The organism is Pseudomonas thermotolerans DSM 14292, assembly GCF_000364625.1.
Taxonomy (GTDB): domain Bacteria; phylum Pseudomonadota; class Gammaproteobacteria; order Pseudomonadales; family Pseudomonadaceae; genus Aquipseudomonas; species Aquipseudomonas thermotolerans.
This window is the reverse complement of record NZ_KB822599.1, coordinates 235,411-258,213: the sequence shown is the minus strand read 5'-3', so window position 1 is coordinate 258,213 and position 22,803 is coordinate 235,411. Positions and strand designations below refer to the sequence as shown.

The 22,803-nt window shown below is 69.1% G+C and carries 23 protein-coding genes; 10 read left to right on the top strand and 13 right to left on the bottom strand.

Going from position 1 to position 22,803, the window contains the following annotated elements; genetic code table 11:
• Positions 1-26: 26 nt before the first annotated feature.
• From H165_RS0101245 to urtA, 12 genes are all read right to left on the bottom strand, one after another.
• Entirely contained in the window at positions 27-1,292 is a 1,266-nt protein-coding gene (locus H165_RS0101245; RefSeq protein WP_017937080.1) for an Hsp70 family protein, read from the bottom strand.
• An 87-nt stretch (positions 1,293-1,379) separates the two neighbouring features.
• Complete coding sequence (locus tag H165_RS0101240) at positions 1,380-2,627, bottom strand: ABC transporter substrate-binding protein (protein ID WP_017937079.1); 1,248 nt, start codon at positions 2,625-2,627, stop codon at positions 1,380-1,382.
• 128 nt (positions 2,628-2,755) lie between these two features.
• Positions 2,756-4,456, bottom strand: a complete 1,701-nt coding sequence (ureC, locus tag H165_RS0101235; RefSeq protein WP_017937078.1) for an urease subunit alpha — start codon at positions 4,454-4,456, stop codon at positions 2,756-2,758.
• Positions 4,457-4,549: 93 nt separating this feature from the next.
• Entirely contained in the window at positions 4,550-4,855 is a 306-nt protein-coding gene (locus H165_RS0101230; protein WP_017937077.1) for an urease subunit beta, read from the bottom strand.
• Entirely contained in the window at positions 4,852-5,370 is a 519-nt protein-coding gene (locus H165_RS0101225; RefSeq protein ID WP_017937076.1) for a GNAT family N-acetyltransferase, read from the bottom strand. Before H165_RS0101225 ends, H165_RS0101230 begins: the two co-directional genes overlap by 4 nt.
• A 3-nt stretch (positions 5,371-5,373) precedes the next feature.
• Positions 5,374-5,676: an urease subunit gamma gene (ureA, locus tag H165_RS0101220; RefSeq protein ID WP_017937075.1), complete on the bottom strand. Its 303-nt coding sequence runs from the start codon at positions 5,674-5,676 to the stop codon at positions 5,374-5,376.
• A gap of 29 nt (positions 5,677-5,705) precedes the next feature.
• Positions 5,706-6,542, bottom strand: coding sequence for an urease accessory protein UreD (locus tag H165_RS0101215; RefSeq protein ID WP_017937074.1), 837 nt, complete (start codon positions 6,540-6,542; stop codon positions 5,706-5,708).
• A gap of 88 nt (positions 6,543-6,630) precedes the next feature.
• Positions 6,631-7,329, bottom strand: a complete 699-nt coding sequence (gene urtE, locus H165_RS0101210) for an urea ABC transporter ATP-binding subunit UrtE (RefSeq protein ID WP_017937073.1) — start codon at positions 7,327-7,329, stop codon at positions 6,631-6,633.
• A gap of 89 nt (positions 7,330-7,418) precedes the next feature.
• Complete coding sequence (urtD, locus tag H165_RS0101205) at positions 7,419-8,270, bottom strand: urea ABC transporter ATP-binding protein UrtD (protein ID WP_017937072.1); 852 nt, start codon at positions 8,268-8,270, stop codon at positions 7,419-7,421.
• Positions 8,267-9,346, bottom strand: a complete 1,080-nt coding sequence (urtC, locus tag H165_RS0101200) for an urea ABC transporter permease subunit UrtC (RefSeq protein WP_017937071.1) — start codon at positions 9,344-9,346, stop codon at positions 8,267-8,269. The genes urtD and urtC overlap by 4 nt, the downstream gene beginning before the upstream one ends.
• On the bottom strand, positions 9,346-10,917 hold the full coding sequence (gene urtB / locus H165_RS0101195) for an urea ABC transporter permease subunit UrtB (RefSeq protein WP_017937070.1): 1,572 nt from the start codon (positions 10,915-10,917) through the stop codon (positions 9,346-9,348). Before urtB ends, urtC begins: the two co-directional genes overlap by 1 nt.
• A 147-nt stretch (positions 10,918-11,064) precedes the next feature.
• Positions 11,065-12,330 carry an urea ABC transporter substrate-binding protein gene (urtA, locus tag H165_RS0101190; protein WP_017937069.1) on the bottom strand — a complete coding sequence of 422 codons (1,266 nt, stop codon included), beginning with the start codon at positions 12,328-12,330 and terminating at the stop codon, positions 11,065-11,067.
• A gap of 459 nt (positions 12,331-12,789) precedes the next feature.
• Here urtA and H165_RS0101185 point away from each other — a divergent pair, with 459 nt between their 5' ends.
• From H165_RS0101185 to H165_RS20070, 10 genes are all read left to right on the top strand, one after another.
• A complete protein-coding gene (locus tag H165_RS0101185) occupies positions 12,790-13,395 on the top strand; it encodes a response regulator transcription factor (protein ID WP_017937068.1) in 606 nt (201 codons plus the stop codon).
• Positions 13,396-13,691: 296 nt separating this feature from the next.
• A complete protein-coding gene (locus H165_RS19815) occupies positions 13,692-14,609 on the top strand; it encodes a methyl-accepting chemotaxis protein (RefSeq protein WP_081609312.1) in 918 nt (305 codons plus the stop codon).
• Between the two features lie 11 nt (positions 14,610-14,620).
• A complete protein-coding gene (locus tag H165_RS0101175; RefSeq protein ID WP_017937065.1) occupies positions 14,621-14,986 on the top strand; it encodes a response regulator in 366 nt (121 codons plus the stop codon).
• A gap of 2 nt (positions 14,987-14,988) precedes the next feature.
• Positions 14,989-15,258 (top strand): STAS domain-containing protein, encoded by a 270-nt coding sequence (locus H165_RS18235; RefSeq protein WP_017937064.1) that lies wholly within the window; start codon positions 14,989-14,991, stop codon positions 15,256-15,258.
• A 13-nt stretch (positions 15,259-15,271) separates the two neighbouring features.
• A complete protein-coding gene (locus H165_RS19890) occupies positions 15,272-16,042 on the top strand; it encodes an Hpt domain-containing protein (RefSeq protein ID WP_248681181.1) in 771 nt (256 codons plus the stop codon).
• 42 nt (positions 16,043-16,084) lie between these two features.
• Positions 16,085-17,209, top strand: coding sequence for a chemotaxis protein CheA (locus H165_RS19885; RefSeq protein ID WP_248681180.1), 1,125 nt, complete (start codon positions 16,085-16,087; stop codon positions 17,207-17,209).
• 21 nt (positions 17,210-17,230) lie between these two features.
• The gene (locus H165_RS0101160; RefSeq protein ID WP_017937061.1) at positions 17,231-18,853 is read left to right on the top strand and encodes a methyl-accepting chemotaxis protein; all 1,623 of its coding nucleotides are present in this window, start codon (positions 17,231-17,233) and stop codon (positions 18,851-18,853) included.
• 12 nt (positions 18,854-18,865) lie between these two features.
• The gene (locus H165_RS0101155; RefSeq protein ID WP_017937060.1) at positions 18,866-19,384 is read left to right on the top strand and encodes a chemotaxis protein CheW; all 519 of its coding nucleotides are present in this window, start codon (positions 18,866-18,868) and stop codon (positions 19,382-19,384) included.
• 5 nt (positions 19,385-19,389) lie between these two features.
• Entirely contained in the window at positions 19,390-20,214 is an 825-nt protein-coding gene (locus H165_RS0101150; protein WP_017937059.1) for a CheR family methyltransferase, read from the top strand.
• Positions 20,211-21,464 (top strand): response regulator, encoded by a 1,254-nt coding sequence (locus H165_RS20070; protein ID WP_017937058.1) that lies wholly within the window; start codon positions 20,211-20,213, stop codon positions 21,462-21,464. Before H165_RS0101150 ends, H165_RS20070 begins: the two co-directional genes overlap by 4 nt.
• A 40-nt stretch (positions 21,465-21,504) precedes the next feature.
• On the opposite strand, the gene H165_RS0101140 is transcribed toward H165_RS20070, so the two are convergent.
• Complete coding sequence (locus tag H165_RS0101140) at positions 21,505-22,782, bottom strand: bifunctional O-acetylhomoserine aminocarboxypropyltransferase/cysteine synthase (RefSeq protein ID WP_017937057.1); 1,278 nt, start codon at positions 22,780-22,782, stop codon at positions 21,505-21,507.
• Positions 22,783-22,803: the final 21 nt, after the last annotated feature.

The window sequence follows — 22,803 nt, the reverse complement described above, 5'->3', positions numbered from 1 at the left end:
TTGCCTTCCCGATTCTTCTTCCGCTCCTAGCCGTAGCGCTTCTTGGCCTCGATCGCCAGGCCGCTGCCGATGCCGCCGAAGCGGTTGCCTTCCACCGCGCGGGCCTGCGGCAGCAGGGCGGCGACGTTCTGGCGCAGGGCTGGGACGCCGCTGGAGCCACCGGTGAAGAACAGGGTGTCGACCTGCTCGCCGCGCAGCCCGGCATCCGCCAGCAGGCGCTGCACGCTGGCGCGGATGCGCTCCAGCAGCGGGGCGATGGCCGTGTCGAACAGCGCCCTGTCCAGCTCGGCGGCGAGCCCGGGCTCGATGCGCGCCAGGTCGATGCGGCAGCGTTCGACCTCGGTCAGGGCGATCTTGCTGTCTTCCACCTGGATCGCCAGCCAGTGCCCGGCCCGCTGCTCGATGAGCCGGAACAGGCGGTCGATGCCCGTGGTGTCGGCGGCGTCGTAGCGCATATTCTGCAGGGCCAGACGGGACTTCTGGGCGTACACCGCATTGATGGTGTGCCAGGTAGCCAGGTTCAGGTGGAAGCTGGTGGGCATGGGCGCCTCGCTCTTCATCCGGCTGCCGTAGCCGAACAGCGACATCACCCCGTGCAGGGACAGCTGCTTGTCGAAGTCGGTGCCGCCGATGTGCACGCCGCCAGTGGCCAGGATGTCCGTCGCGCGGTCGGCCAGGGCGCGGCGCTCGGGGGCCAGGCGCACCAGGGAGAAGTCCGAGGTGCCGCCGCCGATGTCGACGATCAGCACCAGCTCCTCGCGGTCGATGCCGCGCTCGTAGTCGAAGGCCGCGGCGAGCGGTTCATACTGGAAGGAGACGTCCTTGAAGCCGAGCTTGCCGGCCACTTCCGCCAGGGTGTCCTGGGTCTGGCGATCGGCCTCCGGATCGTCGTCGACGAAGAACACCGGGCGGCCCAGCACCACCTGCTCGAAGCTGCGCTCGGCGGCTGCCTCGGCACGGCTCTTGAGCTGACCGAGGAACAGGCGCAGCAGCTCCTTGAACGGCAGGGCGCTGCCCAGCACCGTGGTCTCGCTTTTCAGCAGGCTGGAGCCGAGCAGGCTCTTCAGCGAGCGCATCAGCCGTCCCTCGTAGCCGTCCAGATATTCGCGCAGGGCCTGGCGGCCGTACACCGGGCGGCGTTCCTCGTTGTTGAAGAACACCACCGAGGGCAGGGTGGGCCTGCCTTCCTCCAGGGCGATCAGCGGCTCGACGTCCGGCCGCCACCAGCCGACCGTGGAGTTGGAGGTGCCGAAATCGATACCGAGGGCATTGGCGGGCTGGGCGAGGGGCATGGCGCGGCTCCGGAGCAAAAACGGCCGCGCAGTGTACGCGAGCGGCGCGGCGCTTTCAGCCCGCCGCACCGCGCGCCGGTCGAATGGCTACAGCAGTCGCGGCGGCTGCCCGGCGGCGCGCCGCTCGGCCTGCCATTCCGGCAGGCTGGGCGCGGCCTGCTCGCCGTCCAACTGATGAACGATCTCGAAGTAGTCCTGCTTGAGCGGGTCCTTGAGCACCTCGGCGCGCGGCTTGACGCGCACCGCGTAGACCCGCTGGACGTTCTGGTGGTCGAAGGCGCGCCATTCCTGCTCGCCCTTGAGCAGGCGGTAGCGGTGGCCCTCCAGGGCGCGGATCAGCGCCTCGCTGTCCAGGCTGCGGGCCCGCTGCACGGCGTCCGCCCACTGGTAGACGATGCTGTAGGCGGAGGCCGCCGAGCTGGACGGGTAGCTCTGGTAGCGCTCGACGAAGGCGGCGACGAAGGCCTGGCCGCGCTCGCTGCGTTCCAGCTCCGGGACCCGCCAGGTCCAGGGCTCGGTGCCGATCACTCCTTCCATCAACTGCGGCCCGGCCTGCTCGACCATGTGCAGGGTGAGGTTGGGCACCACCACCTGCATGCGCCGGGTCAGGCCGAGGTCGTTGGCGATGCGCATGGCGCGCACCAGGTCCTCGCCGAACAGCACCAGGGCGAGGATCTGCGCGTCGCTGGCGGCGGCCTGGGTGAGGGCGTCGCGGTAGTCGGCCAGGCGGGCGCCGGGGAAGGGTACGCGCACCCCGGGATGGCGGGCGACGTCTTGGCTGCCGGTGGTCTGGCGCAGCGAGGTCTCGGTGGTGTGTCCCCAGGTGTAGTCGGAGGTGACGTAGAAGTAGCGCTGGTTCGGGAAGCGTTCCGCCAGGTATTCGCCGAGCACCCGGGCGCTCATCCAGGCGTTGTTGCTCTCGCGGAACATGTAGCGGTGGCCGTCCTTGCCGGTGGTGTCGTTGGAGTAGGTGAGGGTGCCGAAGTACAGCAGGCCGTGCTCGCGGGCGCGCTTGCCGGCGGCGATGGCGATGGCGCTGGAGGCGCCGCCGAACAGCATGGCGGCGCCTTCCTGGGCCAGACGGTCGACGTTGCGCAGCGCCTTGTCGATGCTGGAGCCGCTGTCGTAGCTGGCCAGGCGCAGCGGCCGGCCGAGCACGCCGCCCCGGGCGTTGAGCTCGTCGATGGCCAGCAGCGCGCCGCGCATCTGCGCCAGGCCCTCTTCCTTGTAGCTTCCGGTACGCGGGTAGTTGAGGCCCAGCGTGATGGGCTCGGCAGCCTGCACGCAGGCGCTGATGCCGAGCCACAACAGGAGGGCGGCAGTCAGTCGTTTCATGGCTTGTCCCTGTTGTTCTTGTTGGACAAGCGCGGTTGTACGCCGCGCCGCCAGGCGGCGGCATTGGCTATTGGTCGAATGCCGGCGGGCCTGGTTCGCATTCCCGGCCGCCGGCCGCGACCGGGGCCTCAGAACAGGAAGTAGCGCTGCGCCAGGGGCAGCACCTCGGCCGGCTCGCACCAGAGCAACTGGCCGTCGGCCCGGACCTGGTAGTTCTGCGGATCCACCTCGATGTGCGGCAGATAGCCGTTGTGGATCAGGTCGGTCTTCCGTACCGTGCGGCAGCCCCTGACCACGCCGATTGTCTTTTTGAGGCCCAGCTGCTGCGGAATCCCGGCGTCGAAGGCCGCCTGGCTGACGAAGGTCAGGCTGGTGGCATGCCGGCTGCCGGCGAAGCTGGCGAACATCGGCCGGTAGTGCACCGGCTGCGGGGTGGGGATCGAGGCGTTGGCGTCGCCCATCAGGCTGGCGGCGATGGCCCCGCCCTTGAGAATCAGCGTCGGCTTGACGCCGAAGAAGGCCGGGCGCCAGAGCACCAGGTCGGCCCACTTGCCGACTTCCACCGAGCCTACCTCGTGGGCGATACCGTGGGTGATCGCCGGGTTGATGGTGTACTTGGCGAGGTAGCGCTTGATGCGGAAGTTGTCGTTGCCCGGTGCGTCCTCGGCCAGCGGGCCGCGCTGCCTCTTCATCTTGTCGGCGGTCTGCCAGGTGCGGGTGATCACCTCGCCGACCCGGCCCATGGCCTGGCTGTCCGAGCTGATCATGGAGAAGGCGCCGAGGTCGTGGAGGATGTCCTCGGCGGCGATGGTCTCGCGGCGGATGCGGCTCTCGGCGAAGGCCACGTCCTCGGCGATGCTCGGGTCGAGGTGGTGGCAGACCATCAGCATGTCCAGGTGCTCGTCGATGGTGTTGCGGGTGAACGGCCGGGTCGGGTTGGTCGAGGACGGCAGCACGTTGGCGAAGCCGCAGGCCTTGATGATGTCCGGGGCGTGGCCGCCGCCGGCGCCCTCGGTGTGGTAGGTGTGGATGGTCCTTCCCTTGAACGCGGCCAGGGTGGTCTCGACGAAGCCGGACTCGTTGAGGGTGTCGGTGTGGATGGCCACCTGAACGTCGTACTGGTCGGCCACCGCCAGGCAGTTGTCGATCGCCGCCGGAGTGGTACCCCAGTCCTCGTGGAGCTTGAGGCCGATGGCTCCGGCGCGGATCTGCTCGACCAGCGGCTCCGGCAGCGAGGCGTTGCCCTTGCCGGTGAAGCCCAGGTTGATCGGGAAGGCGTCGGCGGCCTGGAGCATGCGCGCCAGGTGCCAGGGGCCGGGAGTGCAGGTGGTGGCGTTGGTGCCGGTGGCCGGGCCCGTGCCGCCGCCGATCAGGGTGGTCACCCCGCTCATCAGCGCCTCCTCGATCTGCTGCGGGCAGATGAAGTGGATGTGGGTGTCGATGCCGCCGGCGGTGAGGAGCATCCCTTCGCCGGCGATCACCTCGGTGCTGGCGCCGACGGGGATGGTCACCCCCGGCTGGATGTCCGGGTTGCCGGCCTTGCCGATGGCGGCGATGCGCCCGTCCTTGAGGCCCACGTCGGCCTTGACGATGCCCCAGTGGTCGAGGATCAGCGCGTTGGTGATCAGGGTGTCGACCACCTCGCCGGCGAGCAGCTGGCTCTGCCCCATGCCATCACGGATCACCTTGCCGCCGCCGAACTTCACCTCCTCGCCGTAGACGGTGAAGTCCTGCTCGACCTCCAGCCAGAGGTCGGTGTCGGCCAGGCGCACCTTGTCGCCGACGGTGGGGCCGAACATGTCGGCATAGGCTTGGCGGCTGATTCTCATGGGGCGGTTCCTTGTGGTTCTGCGGTCACGCTAGGGGTGGTTGTCCAGAGGTTCCGTAGGGCGCGGGTCATGCCCTTTGCCGAGGGCCGTCGTTCACAGCTCGCCCATCACCCGGCCGGCGAAGCCGTAGACGCGGCGCAGGCCGGCGATCTCCACCAGTTCCACCTCGCGGCTCTGTCCCGGCTCGAAGCGCACTGCGGTGCCGGCCGGGATGTTCAGGCGCATGCCTCGGGCGGCGGCGCGGTCGAAGTCGAGGGCGTCGTTGGTCTCGAAGAAGTGGTAGTGCGAGCCGACCTGGATCGGTCGGTCGCCGCGGTTGGCTACGCTGAGTTTGAGGGTGCGGCGACCGGCGTTGAGCTCGATCTCGCCGTCGGCAATGCGGTATTCGCCGGGGATCATGGGGCACTCCGTTCGGGGGTGAGGATCAGCTGCATGAAGGTCAGGTCCAGCCAGCGGCCGAACTTGCGGCCGACCTGGGGCATCTGCCCGGTGATGGTGAAGCCGAGGCGCTGGTGCAGGCGGATCGAGGCGGCGTTGCCCGACTCGATGGCGCCGACCATGACGTGCAGGCCGGCGTCCCGAGCGTGGTCGATCAGCGCCTGCAGCAGCGCCTTGCCGATCCCCCGGCCGCGCACTCCGTCGCGTACGTAGACCGAGTGCTCGACGGTGTGCCGGTAGCCCTCGTGGGGCCGCCAGGGGCCGTAACTGGCGTAGCCGAGCACTGCGCCGGCCGCATCCACCGCGACCTGCACCGGGAAGCCGGCGGCTGTGCGTTCGTGCAGCCAGGCACGGCGCTCGGCGAGGTCCGTGGGCGTCTCGTTCCAGATCGCCGTGGTGTGCGCCACCGCGTCGTTGTGGATGGCCAGGATGCCGGGCAGATCGGCTTCGCCGGCGGTGCGGATCCGGTAGTCCATGGCTCAGGCGATCGGCTGGTGGACGGTCACCAGCTTGGTGCCGTCCGGGAAGGTGGCCTCGATCTGGATCTCCGGGATCATCTCCGGCACGCCCTCCATCACCTGCTCGCGGGTCAGCAGGGTGGTGCCGTAGTGCATCAGCTCGGCCACCGTGCGGCCGTCGCGGGCGCCCTCCAGGAGGGCGGCGGAGATGTAGGCCACGGCTTCCGGGTAGTTCAGCCTGAGGCCGCGGGCCAGGCGGCGCTCGGCCACCAGACCGGCGGTGAAGATCAGCAGCTTGTCTTTCTCGCGGGGGGTGAGGTCCATCGCTTGCTCCGAATGGGTGAGCGGTTGCCCTAGGTGTTCCAGATCCGCGGCGGCAGCGCGGGGCGGCCGAGCAGAGCCGGGCGCAGCAGGCGCCAGAGTTCGATCAGCCAGGCGCGGGCGTGCAGTGCCTCGCTGGCCAGGCAGCGGCCGACCAGCAGGCCGGGCAGCTGGCTGAGGTCGCCGCGCACTCCGGCGACCCGCAGGTCCCGGCAGCGTTCCAGCAGCTCGGCGTCGGGCTCGCCGCTGGCCAGCAGAGTGGCGAACACCGGCTGCCCGGCCAGGCCGATGGGCGAGTCGAGCAGGCCGTCGCCGCCGTCGATGCGCTGCCGCTCGTGCCACAGCGGGCGGCCGTCGCGGCGGATGTCCAGGCGGGCGCGATACTGGCCGCTGGCGAAGCGCTCGCCGGCGGCCGGGCGGCCGAGGGCCACCAGGTCCCAGTAGAACAGCCGGGCGCTGCCGCGCAGCTCGATGCGGGTGTCGAGACTGGCCAGGGCGCCGGCGTAGAGGATGGTTTCCTGGGGCAGCCATTCCAGGGTCGCGCCGTCTTCCACCTGCAGCTCGATGCCTTGCTGGGCCGGGGTCGCGGCGCGGTACCACTTGGCGGCGCCCGGGCTGGTCAGCTGGGCCCAGGCTCCGGCGCCGACCCGCACGCCGATCGCCAGGCTGTCGCCGCCGGCGATGCCGCCCGGCGGGTGGACGACGATGTGCTGGCAGACTCCCGGGCCTTCCGGATGCAGGTGCTTCTGCACCCGAAGTGGGCCCAGGTGGCGGCGCTGCACCGGTGTGGTGCGGCCGTCCAGCAGGGCATAGGCCAGCTCCAGCTCGGCGTGCCAGCTCGGGGTGAACAGGGCGGCGGGCAGGGTCATGTGGCTGTAGGCATCCAGGGAAAGTTGACCTCCTGGCCAAAGCAAGAGGCGTGCCCTGCAGTGCCTGCGCCGGTCGGGGCGGGCTGGCTCAGATCGCCACCAGGCCGCGCACGCCCTCGGCCTCCATGTCCGCGCCACGGCCCTGCTGGACGATCTCGCCGCGGCTCATCACCAGGTAGTGGTCGGCCAGTTCGGCGGCGAAATCGTAGAACTGCTCGACCAGCAGGATGGCCATGTCGCCGCGCGCGGCGAGCTTGCGGATCACCACGCCGATTTCCTTGATCACCGAGGGCTGGATGCCCTCGGTGGGCTCGTCGAGGATCAGCAGGCGCGGGCGGCTGGCCAGAGCGCGGCCGATGGCCAGCTGTTGCTGCTGGCCGCCGGAGAGGTCGCCGCCGCGGCGGTGCTTCATTTCCTGCAGCACCGGGAACAGCTCGTAGATGAACGAAGGTACCGTCCGCGCCTCGCGGGCGGGGAAGCGCGACAGGCCCATCAGCAGGTTCTCCTCGACGGAGAGGCGCGGGAAGATCTCGCGGCCCTGGGGCACGTAGGCGATGCCGGCCTGGACGCGCTGGTGTGGCTTGGCATGGGTGATGGGCCGGCCTTCCCAGCGCACCTCGCCCTCGCGAGCGGGGATCAGGCCCATCAGGCACTTGAGCAGGGTGGTTTTGCCCACCCCGTTGCGGCCGAGCAGGCAGGTGACCTCGCCGACCCTGGCCTGGAAGGACAGGCCGCGGAGGATGTGGCTGCCGCCGTAGTATTGGTGAAGCTGCTGGACTTCTAGCATGGCTGTGCCTCGTGAATGCCCGGTGCCCTCATCCCCGGCCCCGCTTCCGCGCCCGGGAGATGCGCGCCGCGGGCGGGGCAAGGGCCGGTTCAACGCCCCAGATAGACCTCGATGACCCGCTCGTTGGCCTGCACCTGTTCCAGCGACCCTTCGGCCAGCACGCTGCCCTGGTGCAGCACGGTGACGTGGTCGGCGATGGTGCCGACGAAGCCCATGTCGTGCTCGACCACCATCAGGGAGTGCTGGCGCGCCAGCGACTTGAACAGCTCGGCGGTGAACTCAGTCTCGGCGTCGGTCATGCCGGCCACCGGCTCGTCGAGCAGCAGCAGCTGCGGGTCTTGGACCAGCAGCATGCCGATCTCGAGGAACTGCTTCTGGCCGTGGGACAGCAGCCCGGCCGGACGATGCCGCGAGCCTTCCAGGCGGATGGTGGTCAGTACCTCCTCGATCCGATCCTTCTGCGCGCCGGAGAGCCTGGCGCGCAGGCTGGCCCACACCGACTTGTCGGTCTTCAGCGCCAGCTCGAGGTTCTCGAACACGCTGAGGGCCTCGAAAACGGTGGGCTTCTGGAACTTGCGGCCGATGCCGGCCTGGGCGATCTCCACCTCGCTCATGCGGGTCAGGTCGAGGGTCTCGCCGAACCAGGCCTGGCCACGGTCCGGGCGGGTCTTGCCGGTGATCACGTCCATCAGGGTGGTCTTGCCGGCGCCGTTGGGGCCGATGATGCAGCGCAGCTCGCCGACGCCGATGTACAGATTGAGGGCGTTCAGCGCCTTGAAGCCGTCGAAGCTGACGCTGATGTCCTCCAGGGTCAGGATGGTGCCGTGGCGGACGTCCAAGCCCCGCCCGGCGCTCTGGCCGAGGCCGATGGCGTCACGGCCGACGCCGGCCGGGTGGAAGGCTGGTTCGAGCATGCAGGTAGGGGACGGGGTGGCGATCATGACTTGTCTCCCTTGCCGAGCAGGCCGATCACGCCCTTCGGCAGGAACAGGGTGGCGACGATGAACAGGGCGCCGAGGAAGAACAGCCAGTATTCGGGGAAGGCCACGGTGAACCAGCTCTTCGCGCCGTTCACCAGGCCGGCGCCGAGCAGTGCGCCGAGCAGGGTGCCGCGGCCGCCCAGAGCGACCCAGATGGCCGCCTCGATGGACTGGGTGGGAGCCATCTCGCTGGGGTTGATGATCCCCACCTGCGGCACGTACAGCGCCCCGGCCAGGCCGCAGAGCACGGCGGACAGCACCCAGACGAACAGCTTGTAGCCGCGCGGGTCGTAGCCGCAGAACATCAGGCGGTTCTCGGCATCGCGCAGGGCTGTGAGCACCCGGCCGAACTTGCTGTGGGCCAGCCTCCAGCCGAGCAGCAGGCTGCCGACCAGCAGCGCCAGGCTGCAGAGGAACAGCGCCGCGCGGGTGCCCGGCGCGGTGATCTCGAAGCCGAGGAGGGTGCGGAAGTCGGTGAAGCCGTTGTTGCCGCCGAAGCCGGTCTCGTTGCGGAAGAACAGCAGCATGGCGGCGAAGGTCAGCGCCTGGGTCATGATCGAGAAGTACACGCCCTTGATCCGCGAGCGGAAGGCGAAGAAGCCGAACGCCAGGGCCAGCAGGCCCGGCGCCAGCACCACCAGGGCCAGGCACCAGAGGAAGCTGGAGGTGCCGTACCAGTACCAGGGCAGTTCGCTCCAGGCCAGGAAGCTCATGAACGCCGGCAGGCCGTCGCCGGCCGCCTGGCGCATCAGGTACATGCCCATGGCGTAGCCGCCGAGGGCGAAGAACAGGCCGTGGCCGAGGGACAGCAGGCCGGCGTAGCCCCACACCAGGTCCAGGGCCAGGGCGACCACCGCGTAGCAGAGGATCTTGCCGACCAGGGTCAGGGTGTAGGCGGAGACGTGCAGGGCGTGCTCCGCCGGCAGCAGGTGCAGCAGCGGCAGGGCCAGCAGCACGGCGAGCGCCAGCGCGCCCAGGCCGCGGCCGAGGTGCGGCCCGGCCTTGGCCAGCAGGGTGATGGAGATCGGTCGAGTCATCAGTCGAGCACCCGTCCCTTGAGGGCGAACAGGCCCTGCGGACGTTTCTGGATGAACAGGATGATCAGCGCGAGGATCAGGATCTTGCCCAGCACGGCGCCGATCTGCGGTTCGAGGATCTTGTTGGCGACGCCCAGGCCGAAGGCCGCCAGCACGCTGCCGGCCAACTGGCCGACGCCGCCGAGCACCACCACCAGGAAGGAGTCGATGATGTAGCTCTGGCCGAGGTCCGGGCCGACGTTGCCGATCTGGCTGAGGGCCACGCCACCCAGCCCGGCGATGCCCGAGCCGAGGCCGAAGGCCAGCATGTCCACGCGGCCGGTGGGCACGCCGCAGCAGGCGGCCATGTTGCGGTTCTGGGTCACCGCACGGACGTTGAGGCCCAGGCGGGTCCGGTTCAGCAGCAGCCAGGTGAGGGCCACCACGAACAGCGCGAAGGCGATGATCACCAGGCGGTTCCAGGGCAGCACCAGGTTGGGCAGCACCTGCACGCCGCCGGACAGCCAGGCCGGGTTGGCCACCTCGACGTTCTGCGCGCCGAACAGCACGCGCACCAGCTGGATGAGGATCAGGCTGATCCCCCAGGTGGCCAGCAGGGTCTCCAGCGGCCGGCCATAGAGGTGGCGGATCACCGTGCGCTCCAGGGCCATGCCCACCGTGGCGGTGGCCAGGAAGGCCACCGGCAGGGCGGCCAGTGGGTAGAGCGCCAGGGCCTCAGGGAAATGGCGCTGGAACAGCAGCTGCACCACGTAGGTGGCGTAGGCGCCGAGCATCAGCATCTCGCCGTGGGCCATGTTGATCACCCCGAGCAGGCCGAAGGTGATGGCCAGGCCGAGGGCGGCGAGCAGCAGGATGGAGCCGAGGGAGAGGCCGCTGAAGGCCTGGCCGAGCAGCTCGCCGAACAGCAGGCGGCGCTTGATCTGGGCCAGGCTGGTCTCGGCGGCGGTGCGCACCGTCGGGTCGCGTTCCGCATCCGGGGCGAGCAGGGCCTCCAGGCGGGTGCGCGCCAGGGGCTCGCCGGTCTCGCCGAGCAGGCGTACGGCGCCCAGGCGGATCTTCGGGTCGGGATCGGCCAGTTGCAGGTTGGCCAGGGCCAGCGCCAGGGCGTCGCGCACCGCGGCGTCCGATTCGCGGGCCAGACTGGCGTTGAGCAGCGATAGCTGGGCCGGGCGGGCGCTCTTCTGCAGGGCCCGGGCGGCTGCCAGGCGCACCTCGGGCTCTTCGGCGAGCAGTCGGTGGCTGGCCTGGGCGGTGGCCAGCAGACCGCGCAGGCGGTTGTTCAGGCGCAGCTTCTTCGGCGTGCCCTCGGGCGGGGCGTCGCCCTCCGCGGCGACCAGGCGGCCGTCCCGCTCGATGAAGGCCCGGCGGGCGCCGTCCACGGCCAGGCGGCCGTGCTGCAGGGCGTCGAGCAGCGGCTGGCGCGTTGGGTCGGGCGTGGCGGCCCAGTGTTCCAGCAGCTGGGCCTGGCGCGCCGGGCTAGCGGCGGCGAAGTCCGCGGCTTCGCCGGCCTCGCTGGTCAGCGGCAGCAGGAACAGCGCCAGGGACAGCAGGAAGGGGTAGATGGCAGGCATGGCAGGATCCTTCGGCTGGGGCGGAAGCGGGGCTGCGGGGGCGTCCTCGGCCCGGCCCGTCTTCCGACGGGGCGGGGCGAGGAGGCGTCCGGGCGCCGCGCTGCCCCTCTCCCGGAGGCGGGAGAGGGGGGAGAGGGCATCAGCGCCTCAGTTCGACTTCACCGCGTATTCCGGCTTGCTCTCGTTACCCGGGATGAAGGGGCTCCACGGCTGGGCGCGGATCGGCCCCTCGGTCTGCCAGACCACCGAGAACTGACCGTCTTCCTGGACCTCGCCGATCATCACCGGCTTGTGCAGGTGGTGGTTGGTGGCATCCATGGTCAGGGTGTAGCCGGAGGGTGCGGCGAAGGTCTGTCCGGCGAGGGCCTCGCGGACCTTGTCGACCTCGGTGGTGCCAGCCTTCTCGACCGCCTGGGCCCACATGTGGATACCCACGTAGGTGGCTTCCATCGGATCGTTGGTCACCGCCTTGTCGGCGTTCGGCAGGCCCTTGGCCTTGGCGTAGGCCTTCCATTTCTCGACGAATTCGCTGTTGACCGGGTTGTCCACCGACTGGAAGTAGTTCCAGGCGGCCAGGTGGCCGACCAGCGGCTTGGTGTCGATGCCGCGCAGCTCCTCCTCGCCCACCGAGAAGGCCACCACCGGTACTTCGGTGGCGTCCAGGCCCTGGTTGGCCAGCTCCTTGTAGAAGGGCACGTTGGAGTCGCCGTTGATGGTGGAGACCACCGCGGTCTTGCCGCCGGCGGCGAACTTCTTGATGTTGGCGACGATGGTCTGGTAGTCGCTGTGCCCGAACGGGGTGTAGACCTCCTCGATGTCCTTCTCGGCCACGCCCTTGGAGAGCAGGAAGGCGCGGAGGATCTTGTTGGTGGTGCGCGGGTAGACGTAGTCGGTGCCGAGCAGGAAGAAGCGCTTGGCGGCGCCGCCCTCCTCGCTCATCAGGTACTCGACGGCGGGGATCGCCTGTTGGTTCGGCGCGGCGCCGGTGTAGAAGACGTTCGGCGACAGCTCCTCGCCCTCATACTGCACCGGGTAGAAGAGCAGGCCGTTGAGCTCCTCGAACACCGGCAGCACCGACTTGCGGGACACGCTGGTCCAGCAGCCGAAGACCACCGCCACCTTGTCCTGGGTCAGCAGCTGGCGGGCCTTCTCGGCGAACAGCGGCCAGTTGGAGGCTGGGTCGACCACCACGGGCTCCAGCTGCTTGCCGTTCACGCCGCCCTTGGCGTTGATCTCCTCGATGGTCATCAGCGCCATGTCTTTCAGCGAGGTTTCCGAAATCGCCATGGTGCCGGACAGCGAATGCAGGATGCCGACCTTGATGGTCTCGGCGGCCTGGATGGTCCAGCTCAGGCCCATGGCGGCGATGGAGGCGGAAAGGGTGAAAGCCTTGATCAGGCTGCGACGTTGCATGTGGCGATCTCCGTGCTTGGAAAAGTCTCGGTGGACAACGTGTTGCTCTGGGCAGTCATTCAGGTCGTTCACGTCACTTCGGGCGCCGCTCTCCCCGGCGGGCTTCGTCAGGCGCGGGCAGCTGGGCTGCCGGCCGGTGTCGTGCTGGTCCCTCAGCAATAGGCGTGCCTTGTTGCCGGCAGGCTGCGGGCGCGGCTCCCGGAAAACGGTGCGGGACGGCTCTGGCATGCGCATTGGCGCGTCGCGGGGGAGGGCTTCGAGGGAGCTGCGGCGAAGTCCGCAGGGCGGTGGTCTGGCGGATGGCTGCACCGGTGTGGTGCGCGGGCGGGTCGGATGATGCAGAAGGAAGCCGTTCGTCTAGAAAGATGGCATTTTGACGCCAGAATTTCGCGCGTTTCCGGGGCGGGAGCCGTACAATCCCGCGCCGCCAACCGCAGCGCATCGAATGCACCGTGACCCATGAACATCCCCGAGCCGACCGGCATCGTCTACCTGATCGACGACGATCCCTTCATTCTCCAGGTCCACCGTGAACTGCTGGGCTCGGTGGGTCTCGAAGTGCGCAGCTACAGCTCCTCCACCAGCTTTCTCGAGACTTACCGTCCCGGCCCTCACGAGTGCATCCTCTGCGACCTGCGCATGCCGCAGCTGAGCGGGCTGCAGCTGCAGGCGGAGCTGCTCGAGCGCGGCGTGGAGACGCCGATCATCTTCATCACCGGGCACGCCGACGTAGCCACCGCGGTGGAGGCCATGCGCCGCGGCGCCTTCGACTACATCGAGAAGCCGGTGCACGGTCAGCAGCTGCTGGACCGGGTCAACGCCGCGCTGCCGGTCAGCCGCCAGCGCTACCAGGAGCGCCTGCAGCGCGAGGTCCGCGAGGCGCGCCTGGCGCTGCTCACCCCTCAGGAGCGGCGCATCGCCCAGTGGGTGGTGCAGGGGCATTCCAGCCGGGAGATCGCCGAGCGCGCTGGCCTGAGCGTGCGCACCGTGGAGAACCACCGCGCGCGGCTGATGGAGAAGCTGCACGTCGGTTCGGTGGTGGAGCTGGTGCGCCTGCTGCTGTGAGGTAAATCCCCTCGCACGCCCTGAGTAGTTCTACTCATGCTTGCCGTCGGATACCTGCCGACAATGGCGCTCCCCAAAAGGATGACGCTGGAGTTGAGCGGGCATGCGACAAGCGAACGTGGCACAGGTTCTGGCCGTGGCCAATCTGGTCTTCTGCGGCCTGCTGGCCGAGTCCGCCTGGCTGGGGCTGGGCTGGGGCGGGCTGGTGCTGCTGGCCACCTGCGTTCTGACCCGCTCCCGCTCGCCGCGCGTGCCGGCGGCCAGCCTGGTCGTCGAGGAGCCGCAGTCGGCCGGCGATGAGTCGCTGCGCAAGCTGGTCGGCGGCGTACTGCCGCTCTGGAGCCAGCACCTGCTGCTCGCCCGCGGGCAGATCGGCGAGGCGATCAACGGCCTGGCCGGCGGCTTCGCCACGCTCAGCCAGCGGCTGGTCACTCAGGCCCCCCCAGCAGGGCCAGGAACAGAGCGGCCGGGCCATCGAGATCATCCAGCAGGCCGAGCGCGGTCTGCATCAGATCACCGACGCGCTGCGCCAGACCCAGGAATACCGCGGCCTGCTGCTGGCGGAGATCGACCGCATCGCCAGCCACACCCACGAGCTGAGCCGGATGGCCGAGCAGGTCGGCAAGATCGCCGACCAGACCAACCTGCTGGCGCTGAATGCCGCCATCGAGGCCGCGCGTGCCGGCGAGGCCGGGCGCGGCTTCTCGGTGGTCGCCGACGAGGTGCGCAAGCTGTCGAAGGAGTCCGGCGAGACCGGCAAGCTGATTCGTCAGACTGTGGACACCGTCACCGAGGTGATCCACAAGGCCCAGGGCCTCTCGGCCTCCTTCGCGGAGAGCGAGCAGGCGGTGGTGGCCGAGTCGCAGCAGCGCGTCGCGCAGATCATCGGCGACTTCGACCAGACCGCCAGCATGCTCCAGGAATCGCTCAGCGAGCTGCAGCAGGAGCGCCAGCTGGTGGAGAGCGAGATCAACCAGCTGGTCATGCACCTGCAGTTCCAGGACCGGGTGGACCAGATCATGGGCCACCTCGGCGACGACATGCAGCACCTCGGCCAGGCCCTGGAGACGCTGGACGAGAACGGCCAGCTGCCCAGCGTGGCCGACTGGCTGGAACGCCTGAAGAGCACCTACACCACCCTCGAGCAGCACGAGCTGCACGACGGGCGCAGCACTGCGTCCGCCAACACTTCTTCCTCCATTACCTTCTTCTGAGTTGAGACGAGATGAGCAAGACGATTCTGGTGATCGACGATTCTGCGAGCATGCGGCAGATGGTCAGTCTGACCCTGCGCAGCGCCGGCTACACCGTGGTTGAGGCACAGGACGGCAAGGACGCGCTGAGTAAGCTGGACGGCCGCAAGTACAACCTCATCGTCTCCGACGTGAACATGCCGAACATGGACGGCATCAGCTTCGTCCAGGAAGCCAAGAAACTGCCGGCCTACAAGTTCACCCCGGTGATCATGCTCACCACCGAAGGCAGCGACGACAAGAAGGCCCAGGGCAAGGCCGCCGGCGTGCGTGCCTGGATCGTCAAGCCGTTCCAGCCGCCGATGCTGCTCGACGCCGTGTCCAAGCTGGTGCTCTGAGCATGGAGCACTGTTCCGAGAGCCGCCTGCGGCTCGGCGGCAGCTTCACCATCGAGCGGGCCGCCGAGCTCCGGGAACTGCTGTTGCTCGACCTCGAGCGGCACCGGCCGGAGAGCATCTGCCTGGCCGGCATCAACGACATCGACTGCGCCGGCCTGCAGCTGCTCATCGCCCTGCGCCGCCAGCTGCCGGACGTGCCCTTCGTGGCTCCCAGCCCGGCCGTCGAGCAGCTGCTCGCACGCCTGCACATGACCACCCTGCTCGATCACTGAGGGACGCCCCACCATGGATATGCAAGCCGTTCGCAGCGTACTGCTGGACGAGGCCCGCGAGCTGCTGGTCGAGCTGGAGCAGAACCTGCTGGCCATCGAGTCCGCCGGCGCCGATCCCGAGCGGATCAACGCGCTGTTTCGGGCCGCCCATACCCTCAAGGGCTCCTCGGGCATGTTCAACCTGCACCTGGTGGTGGATTTCACCCACCTGATGGAGAACCTGCTGGTGCGGGTCCGCAATGGCGAGCAGGCCATCGACGGCCCGCTGGTCTCGCTGCTGCTGGGCTGCGGTGACTACCTGAGCCGGCTGTTCGACGAGGTTGCCGAGGGGCGCGACGACAGCGACCCTGATCCCCGCGAGCGGGCCCGTCTATGCGCCGCGCTGAACGACTACCTGGGCGGCGCCGCCGATAGCGCCGCGCCGGCCGCCAGCGCGACGCCGGCGAGCGCCGGGCTGCAGCGCTGGCGCATCAGCCTGCGTCCCGAGCCGCAGGTGCTCAGCTATGGCCTGGACCCGCTGGCCTTCATCCAGTACCTGACCGACAAGGGCGAGCTGCTGTCCCTGCAGATCCTCGACGAGCAACTGCCCGCGCTGGCCGAGCTGGACCCGGAAAGCTGCTACCTGGGCTTCGTCCTCGAGCTGCGCACCCAGGCCAGCCGCGAGTCCCTGGAGCAGGCTCTGGAGTTCATCGCCCAAGACTGCGCCATTGAGCTGGAATGCCTGGACCCGCCGCCCTCCGCGGCTCAGGGCGGAGCACCGGCGGAGCGCCAGGCCGAGGGCTAGGACGGCGGTCGCAGTCGCGCCGCCGAGCAGGTGTTCATCAAGGTGGATGCCCGCAAGCTCGACGAGCTGATCAACGCCGTGGGCGAGTTGGTGATCCGCAACTCGGCCTGCAACGCCCACGGTGTGATCCGCGAGAATCCTGAATTGAGCGAGCTGCTGGCCGGTGTCGGCCAACTGGTCGAGCAGATCCGCGACCGCGCCCTGAACCTGCGCATGGTGCCCATCGGCGAGGTGTTCCAGCGCTTCCCGCGGGTGGTCCGCGACGTCTGCGCCGAGCTGGGCAAGCGCATCGAGCTGAAGGTCAGCGGCGCCGAGACCGAGCTGGACAAGTCCATGGTCGAGAAGCTCAACGATCCGCTGCTGCACATCGTGCGCAACGCCATGGACCACGGCATCGAATCCATCGAGGCGCGCCGCGCCGCCGGCAAGCCGGAGCAGGGCACCCTGTCGCTGAACGCCTACCACCGTTCCGGCGCCGTGGTCATCGAGATCAGCGACGACGGCCGCGGTCTGGACACCGAGCGGATCCTCGCCAAGGCCGTCGAGCGCGGTCTGGTGGAGCCCGACGACCAGCTGGCCGAGCGCGACATCCACAACCTGATCTTCGCCCCGGGCTTCTCCACCGCCGAGCAGGTCACCGACCTCTCCGGTCGCGGCGTGGGCATGGACGTGGTACGGCAGAACATCGAACAGCTGCGCGGCAGCGTGGATATCCATAGCGTGCGCGGCCAAGGCTGCACCTTCCGCATCCAGCTGCCGCTGACCCTGGCGATCATTGATGGCTTCCATGTGGTGGTCGGCGATGCCGACTTCGTGCTGCCGCTCGACCTGGTGGTCGAGTGCCTGGAGTTCACCGAACGGCCCGGCAACCAGGTGATCAACCTGCGCGGCCAGCCGCTGCCCTACATGCGCCTCGCCGAGCGCTTCGGCATTCCGCGTGCTGCCGGTGCCCGCGAATGCCTGGTGGTGGTGCAGGCCGGCGAGCAGCGCGCCGGGATCGTCGTCGACCGCTTCGTCGGCGAGATCCAGGCGGTGATCAAGCCGCTCGGCCGCCTGCTCGACGGCATGCGCGGCCTGGCCGGCTCCACCATCCTCGGCGACGGCAGCGTCGCCCTGTTGCTAGACGTTCCGGTGCTGGTCGCCAGCCCCGTCCAATCCTCTCTCTGATCTGACACTAAGGCATTTCTGATGAACTGGTTCATGAAACTCGGTCTGGCGAAGAAGCTGCTCAGCGCCTTCTTCACTCTGGCGGTGATTGCCGCGGCGATGGGGCTCTTTGGGCTGAACAACATCGTGTCGATGGGCTCGTCCATGCAGCGCATGTACGACAACAACCTGCTGGCGACGGTGAAGGCGCAGATCGCCTTCCGCGAGTACCTGATCTACACCCGTACCGTCATTCGCTTCCTGACCCAGGAAGGCGAAGAACGCGAGGAGACCGTCAAGCGTTCCATTGAATACCGGGAGCGCGCCCAGGCGGCGTTCAACGAATACCGCCAGACCGAGATGTCGCCCGCCGAAGTGGCGCTTGCCGACAAGGTCCAGGCAGGGGTGGACAGTTATGTCAAGGGCGTCCAGGAAGCCCTGGCACTGGCCCGTGACGGCCGTGCCGACGAAGGGCTGGCGATGGTGAACGGTCCGCTGCGGCCGATTGCGCACCAGATCGAGAGCGATTTCGCCGATCTGGTCCAGGAAATGCTGAGACAGGCCGACACGGCCAATCAGGGGGCCCGGGAAACCGTCGCGACGATGAAGGTCGTGATGGGCGTCCTCATCGCGCTGGCCGTCCTGGTAGCCGTCCTTTTCGGCCTGTTCCTGACCCGCGTGATCATCCGCCAGCTCGGCGGTGAGCCCGACTATGCCCGCGAGGTGGTGCAGCGCATCGCCCAGGGCGACCTGACCGTCAAGGTGCAGCTGCGCAAGGGCGACGAGGACAGCCTGCTGGCCGCCATGAGCGGCATGGTCGAGCGCCTGACCGACGTGATCGGCCAGGTCAGTTCCTCGGCTGAATCGCTGGCCTCGGCCTCCGAGCAGGTCTCCGCCTCTTCCGGCACCCTGAGCCAGAACGCCACCGAGCAGGCCTCCAGCGTCGAGGAGATCAGCGCCACCATCGAACAGGCCGCCGCGTCGGTGACCCAGAACGCCGAGAATGCCGCGCTGACCGACCGCATGGCCAGCCAGGCGGCTCAGGCGGCCAAGGAGGGCGGCGAGGCGGTGCGCGAGACCGTCGACGCCATGAAATCGATCGCCGACAAGATCAGCATCATCGACGACATCGCCTACCAGACCAACCTGCTGGCGCTGAACGCCGCCATCGAGGCCGCCCGCGCCGGTGACCACGGCAAGGGCTTCGCGGTGGTGGCTGCCGAGGTCCGCAAGCTGGCCGAGCGCTCCCAGGTCGCCGCCCAGGAGATCGGTACCCTGGCCGACTCCAGCGTGAAGCTGTCCGAGCGGGCCGGTGGCCAGCTCGAGGAAATGCTCCCGGCGATCAGCAAGACCGCCGACCTGGTCAAGGAAATCGCCGCCGCGTCTCAGGAGCAGCGCTCCGGCATCGACCAGATCAACAGCGCCATCCTCGAACTGTCGAAGAGCACCCAGGCCAACGCCTCGGCTTCCGAGGAGCTGTCCGCCACCGCCGAGGAGATGAGCAGCCAGGCGCTGCAGCTGCAGGGCGTGATGGGCTTCTTCAAGACCGGCAAGAACGCCGAACGCCGCGTGCTGCGCGATCCGGCTCCGCTCGCCAGTCGTCCGGCCGCGGGCCAGGGCGCCGCGCAGGGGGCGGTCGACGAAAGCCTCTTCGTCAGTTTCTAAGGGAACCGGACCATGGTCGATTCCACTCAAGCTCAGGAACTGGTGCGCCAGTACCTGATGTTCAACCTCGGCGGTGAAACCTATGGCGTGGGCATCCACGCCATCCGGGAGATCATCGAGTACCCGGGGGTCACCTCCATCCCACTGGCGCCCGCCTTTCTGCACGGGGTGATCAACCTGCGCGGCGCGGTGGTGCCGGTGCTCGACCTCTCGGTGCGCTTCGGCCGCGAGCCCACTGTCATCAACCGGCGCACCTGCATCGTGGTGGTCGAGGTGGCCCAGGGCGAGTCCCTGCACATGCGCGGCGTGCTGGTGGATGCGGTCAGCGAGGTGCGTGAGGTGGAGGCCAGCGAGGTGGAGGGCCGTCCGCAGTTCGGCACCGGGCTGCGCAGCGACTTCGTCACCGCCATGCTGCGTCGCGAGCAGGGCTTCATCCCGATTCTCGACATCGCCGCGGTGCTCTCGCTGGGCGAGCTGGAAAGCCTGATCGAGGCCGGAGCCCAGGCCGGTGTCGGGGCGGCGGCGGGCTGATCAGCATGAAGCCGCTCAGTCCCAAGGCCTTTCAACGCATCCAGGAATGGCTCTACCGCAATGCCGGGATCCAGCTCAGCGCACAGAAGGGGTCCATGGTAGTGAGCCGGTTGTGGCGGCGGGTGGAGGCTCTGGGGCTGGCCGACTTCGATGCCTATCTGGAGCATGTCTTCAGCCCCGTGGGCGAGGTCGAGCGTGCCGAGATGCTCGACCGCCTGACCACCAACGAGACCTATTTCTTCCGCGAGCCGGGGCATTTCGCCCTGCTGCGCGAGCGCATTCTGCCGGATATTCGCGACCGCGCGGCCAAGGTCTGGTGCGCCGCTGCTTCCACCGGCGAGGAGCCCTACAGCCTGGCCATGGTGCTGGCCGACCAACTGGGCCAGCGCTGGCAGCTGACCGCCAGCGACATCTGCGGCCGCGCCCTGCAGCAGGCGCGCAGCGGGCTGTACCGCATGGATCGCCTGGATCTGCTGCCCCGCGACTACCTCAAGCGTTTCTGCCGGCGTGGCACGGGCCACTACGAGGGGATGCTGCTGATCGATCCGGAGTTGCGCGCGCGGGTGCGCTTCGTCCAGCACAACCTGCTCGACGCCTGGGCCGAGCCTGACGAGTTCGACGTGATCTTCCTGCGCAACGTACTGATCTATTTCGATCAGCCGACCCGCCAGCGGGTGCTGGACAACCTCTGTGCCACCCTGCGTCCCGGCGGCTGGCTGATCATCGGCCATTGCGAGTCGCTGGCGGGCCTCTCCCTGCCACTGCAGCAGCTGGCCCCCTCCATCTACCGCATGGCCCGCGTGCCCCACCGGCAGAGGCTGTCGGCATGATCAAGGTAATGATCGTCGACGACTCGGCGGTGGTCCGCTCCATGCTTCGCGAGCAGCTCGGCAGCGAGCCGGACATCGAGGTGGTGGGCGTCGCCCACGATCCGCTGTTCGCCCTGCAGAAGCTCGATACCCTGTGCCCCGACGTGCTGGTGGTGGACGTGGAAATGCCGCGCATGGACGACCTGACCTTCCTGCGCCAGCTGATGCAGCAGAAGCCGATCCCCACCATCGTGTTCTCCTCGCTGGCCGAGCAGGGCTCGGCGATCGCCCTGGACGCCATGGATGCCGGCGCGGTGGCGATTCTCTGCAAGCCGGGTATGGGCGTCGGCCAGTTCATCCAGGAGCAGCGCGCCCAGCTGGTGCAGACGGTGCGCCAGGCGGCCGGTGCGCGCCTGCGCGGCGTGGACCGGCGGGCGGCGGATGAGCCGGGCGAGGCGCTGCACGGCCTGCCGCTGCAGGGGCGCCACGTGTTGCTGGTAGAGGACGATGCGCTCAACCTCGAGGTGGCCAGCGAGCAGCTGCTGGCCCTGGGGCTGCGCCTGAGTACCGCGCGCAACGGCCGCGAGGCGCTGCAGCGACTGGCCGCCGATGCCAGCATCGAGCTGGTCCTGATGGACCTGCAGATGCCCGAGATGGACGGCCTGGAAACCCTACGCCGGTTGCGTCCTCTGTACCCCGAGCTGACGGTGATCGCCCTCACCGCCAGCAACCTCAGCGGCGACCGCGAGCGTTGCCTGGCGGCGGGGATGAGCGACTACCTGGCCAAGCCGGTGGATCCGCGCCACCTAGAGGCGCTGCTGGAGCGCTGGCTGGCCCGCGCGCCGCAGTCCGACGGCGGCGCGGTCGCGCCGACGCCGCGCGCGGTGCCGGAGGCCGGGCTGCCGGAGATCGCCGGTCTCGACCAGCGGGCCGCCCTGGAACGCCTGCTCGGCAACCACACGCTGTACCGCAATCTGCTGCTGCGCTTCGTCGAGGACCACGCCGGGGTGCCGGACGAGCTGCTGGCCAGCCTCGAGGCGCAGAGCGGCGAGGACGCCCAGGCGCTGCTGCACCGCTTCAAGTCCATGGCCGCCACCCTGGGGGCCGTGCAGTTGGAGTCCCTGAGCGTCACCCTGGAGCAGGAACTGCGCGACGCCCAGCCCTGGCGGGCCAGCTACGCCGCCTTCGCCGGGGAGTTCCGGCGCCTGCGCGAGGCCGTGCTCGCCGCGCTGGCCATGTCGCCCGGAGAGGCCGGCGCCCCCGGAGCGTGAGGCCGGACGGGCCGGCCGCGCCAGGTCCGGCCCGGCGGGATCAGGCCCTGGAGGCTTCCAGGGCCTGTTCCAGGTCGGCGCGGATGTCGTCGAAGTGCTCGATGCCGATCGACAGGCGCACCATGTCGCGGGGCACGCCGGCCTTGGCCAGCTCCTCGTCGTTGAGCTGCCTGTGGGTGGTGGAGGCCGGGTGGCAGGCCAGCGACTTGGCGTCGCCGATGTTCACCAGACGCACCACCAGCTTGAGCGCGTCGATGAAGCGCGCGCCGGCTTCCTGCCCGCCCTTGATGCCGAAGGAGAGGATCGCCGCCGGCTTGCCGCCCATGTAGCGCTGGGCCAGCGGGTATTCCGGATGGTCCTCGAGGCCGGCGTACTGCACCCAGGCCACCTGTGGGTGCTGGCGCAGGTACTGGGCCACCTTGAGGGCATTCTCGGTGTGCCGCTCCATGCGCAGGGCCAGGGTCTCCAGGCCCTGCAGGATCAGGAAGGCGTTGAACGGCGACAGCGTCGCGCCCATGTTGCGTAGCGGCACCACCCGGCAGCGGCCGATGAAGGCGGCGGGACCGAAAGCCTCGGTGTAGGTCACGCCGTGGTAGGACGGGTCCGGGGTGTTGAGCAGGGGGAAGCGTGCCTTGTGCTCGGCCCAGGGGAACTTGCCGGAGTCCACCACGATGCCGCCGATGCTGGTGCCGTGGCCGCCGATGTACTTGGTCAGCGAGTGCACCACGATGTCCGCGCCGTGCTCGAAGGGGCGGCAGAGGATCGGGGTGGCCACGGTGTTGTCGACGATCAGCGGCACGCCGTGGCGGTGCGCGGCCTCGGCCAGGGCGGCCAGGTCGACGATGTTGCCGGCCGGGTTGCCGATGGATTCGCAGAACACCGCCTTGGTGCGTTCGTCGATCAGCGCCTCCAGGGCGGCGAGGTCGTCGTGGGGGGCGAAGCGCACCTCGATGCCGAAGCGCGGCAGGGTGTGGGCGAACAGGTTGTAGGTGCCGCCGTACAGCTTGGCCACCGAGACGATGTTGTCGCCGGCCTCGGCGATGGTCTGGATGGCGTAGGTGATGGCCGCCATGCCGGAGGCCACCGCCAGCGCCCCCACGCCGCCTTCCAGGGCGGCGACGCGCTTCTCCAGCACGTCGTTGGTGGGGTTCATGATGCGGGTGTAGATGTTGCCGGCCACCTTGAGGTCGAACAGGTCGGCGCCGTGCTGGGTGTCGTCGAAGGCGTAGGAGCTGGTCTGGTAGATCGGCACCGCCACTGCCTTGGTGGTCGGGTCGGGACTGTAGCCGGCATGGATGGCCAGGGTTTCCGGTTTCATGGCTGCGCTCCTTCGATGGGG